At 60.4% G+C, this 2,509-nt stretch carries 5 protein-coding genes; 1 reads left to right on the forward strand and 4 read right to left on the reverse strand.

Annotation, left to right across the window (positions count from 1 at the left end):
- Positions 1–226: GlcG/HbpS family heme-binding protein (locus AC1DWI_RS19630; protein ID WP_477725514.1), on the forward strand; the 226-nt coding region annotated here is incomplete at its 5' end.
- A gap of 207 nt (positions 227–433) precedes the next feature.
- Here AC1DWI_RS19630 and AC1DWI_RS19635 read toward each other — a convergent pair.
- From AC1DWI_RS19635 to AC1DWI_RS19650, 4 genes are all read right to left on the reverse strand, one after another.
- The gene (locus tag AC1DWI_RS19635; protein ID WP_477671013.1) at positions 434–652 is read right to left on the reverse strand and encodes a hemin uptake protein HemP; all 219 of its coding nucleotides are present in this window, start codon (positions 650–652) and stop codon (positions 434–436) included.
- 162 nt (positions 653–814) lie between these two features.
- Positions 815–1,225: an ExbD/TolR family protein gene (locus tag AC1DWI_RS19640; RefSeq protein ID WP_477671012.1), complete on the reverse strand. Its 411-nt coding sequence runs from the start codon at positions 1,223–1,225 to the stop codon at positions 815–817.
- A gap of 68 nt (positions 1,226–1,293) precedes the next feature.
- Positions 1,294–2,010, reverse strand: a complete 717-nt coding sequence (locus AC1DWI_RS19645) for a MotA/TolQ/ExbB proton channel family protein (protein WP_477725515.1) — start codon at positions 2,008–2,010, stop codon at positions 1,294–1,296.
- Positions 2,011–2,039: 29 nt separating this feature from the next.
- On the reverse strand, positions 2,040–2,509 hold a 470-nt coding region (locus tag AC1DWI_RS19650; RefSeq protein ID WP_477725516.1), incomplete at its 5' end, for an energy transducer TonB.

Below are 2,509 nucleotides of genomic sequence, written 5' to 3' on the forward strand. Positions count from 1 at the left end.
GGCCAATACGGCCGCCATGGGCCGCCGTGAGAGCAAGGTTTACGAGGACGTCATCAACGGCGGCCGTACGTCCTTTCTGTCGGCGCCCTACATTCACGGCATGCTCGAAGGCGGCGTACCCATCGTGAAAGAAGGGCAGTGCATTGGCGCTGTGGGTGTGAGCGGCGTGAAATCCAGCGAAGATGCGCAAATTGCGCGCGCTGGTATTGCCGCCATCGGCCTGTAAACCGCTTCGCAGCGGGAACAAAAAAGCCGACCAGAGGGTCGGCTTTTTTGTTGGCGAGAGCAGAACAACATCAAGAAAAAAAGCCTGGCTAAACAACCCCGAAGGGGTCTGTGGCTGGCTAAAAACGACCTTGGAGGCTTGGTAGCCCCGGATCGCCCCACGATGAAACTGTGCTGATGAAGAGGGTGATGAAACCGTGAAGGCGGCTTACTTGGTCAAAATCAGTTTGCCCAGGCGAGTGGCCTGAAGGCGGTAAGTCGAGCCGTTGTGGTTGATTTCCACGGCCTTTTGCCCGCGCAGGATTTCGGTGCTGTTGACGCAAGCGGCGGAAGCGCCCGACGAATGGCTGCCAGAAGCGGTCTCTGTGTGCGCAGGGGCGCGGGCAGGAAGGCTCAGGGTATGAGAGGCGGGCATTGCGATGGACATGATGGTTAAACCTGTTTGGGTTTCGTTAAGTTAATGATAACCATTCTCATTTGAAAGTCAAGCGAATCCAGGCTGCGGTTTTGTTTCTTTCTGTGTGAAAAACCTGGAGTGCCTGTCCAGCAGGCATGCGTCCAGGACCCTGATCAGTCCTGCAGGCCCTGGTTAGTTCTTGGGTTCAGTGATGAAACCGATCTTGCGCAGCCCGGCCTGTTGGGCTGCTGCCATGGCTTGGGCTACGCGCTCGTAGCGCACTGATTTGTCGCCGCGGATATGCAGGTCTGGCTGCGGGTTTTGTGCCGCCGACGCCTTGAGCTGCGTGACCAGTTCTTCGTCTGAAATTTTGGTCTCGTTCAGGAAATAGCTGCCTTCCGCATCCACGCTCAGGCGAATCGTTTCCGGCTTGATGTTTTGCGCTTCGTTGGAGGCGCGCGGCAGGTCGATGTTGACAGAATGCTTCATCACGGGAACCGTGATGATGAAGATGATGAGCAGCACCAGCATGATGTCCACCATGGGCGTCATGTTGATCTCGTTCATCACCTCATCGCTGTCGTCTTGGGTTCCAAAGGCCATGGTGCTTCTCGGTCACTGAATGAGGGAGCTCCGCGGCTGTGGGGCAGAGCAGGATAGAGGGTTGGCTTTCAGGCTTTTTTCATTGGCACAACATTGGCCTGTTGGCCGCCGGCGCTCACGCGGGCGCCGGTCACGAAGTAGGCGTGCAGGTCATGCGCAAAGCGGCTGAGCTTTTGCAGCACGCCCTTGTTGCCACGCACCAGTGCGTTGTAGCCAAGCACGGCGGGGATGGCGACTGCCAGGCCCAGCGCCGTCATGATCAGCGACTCGCCGATCGGGCCGGCCACTTTGTCGATGGTTGCCTGGCCGGCCGCGCCGATGGACAGCAGCGCATGGTAGATGCCCCACACGGTGCCGAAGAGGCCGACGAAGGGGGCGGTGGAGCCGACCGAGGCCAGGATGGCCAGGCCGGACTGCAGCTTGCCGGTGAATTCGTCGATGGCATTGCGCAGCGTACGCGTGACCCAGTCGCTCACGTCCAGGGCGTCGTGCAGGTGCGCCTTGGTGTTGCGATGGTGCAGCGTGGCTTCGCGGCCTTCCAGGGCGAGCTGGCGGAACGGGTTGGTGGGGTCGGCGCCCAGCTTGGTCAGGCCTGCGGCAAAGTCTTCGCTGTGCCAGAAATCTTCAGAGGCGCGGGCGATCTTTTTGTACTTGATGAGGTCCAGCGTTTTGATGATGATGACCATCCATGACGCGAGCGACATGACCRGTAGCAGCACGGCCACCGATTTGGTAACGATATCGCCCTGGCTCCAGACGTTGGCAAGGCCGAATTGGGAATTCATGAATCAATACTCCACGGGTTTCAAAAAGATTACTCCAGGACGAAGTTGATGGGTACGTTGAACCACATCTCTTCGGCCACGCCGCCACGCTTGCCGGGCACGTAGCGCCAGCGCATGACGGTGGTGACCGCTGCCTGGTCAAGCCGGTCAAAACCGCTTGACTGGCGGATTTCGGTTTTCTTCGCCTGGCCGTCTGCGCCGATCAGCACACGCACGATCACTTTGCCCTGCTCGCCAAGGCGCCGGCTGATGGGCGGATAGGCGGGCTTGGGGTTTTGCAGGTAGTCGGCATCGCTCGACGGCAGCTGTACTGCCGGTGGCGCGGGCGGCGTAACGGGTGCCACGGCCACAGGTGCGGGCGGCAGCGGCGGCGTGACAACGCCTGTCGGGGCATTGGGCGAAGGTGTCGGATCCGGGATGGCCAGCGGCTGGGGCGCGGGTTTGTCGGGTGCCTTGGCAACCGCTTTWTTCTGCACGGTCGGCGTGGGTGGGGTAGGGG

This window comes from Polaromonas sp. P3_C2 (assembly GCF_056402675.1).

What these genes read in the sequence shown, in the direction of transcription:
- AC1DWI_RS19635 (WP_477671013.1), bottom strand. Translation starts at nt 652, where the DNA reads ATGTCCATCGCAATGCCCGCCTCTCATACCCTGAGCCTTCCTGCCCGC.
- AC1DWI_RS19640 (WP_477671012.1), bottom strand. Translation starts at nt 1,225, where the DNA reads ATGGCCTTTGGAACCCAAGACGACAGCGATGAGGTGATGAACGAGATC.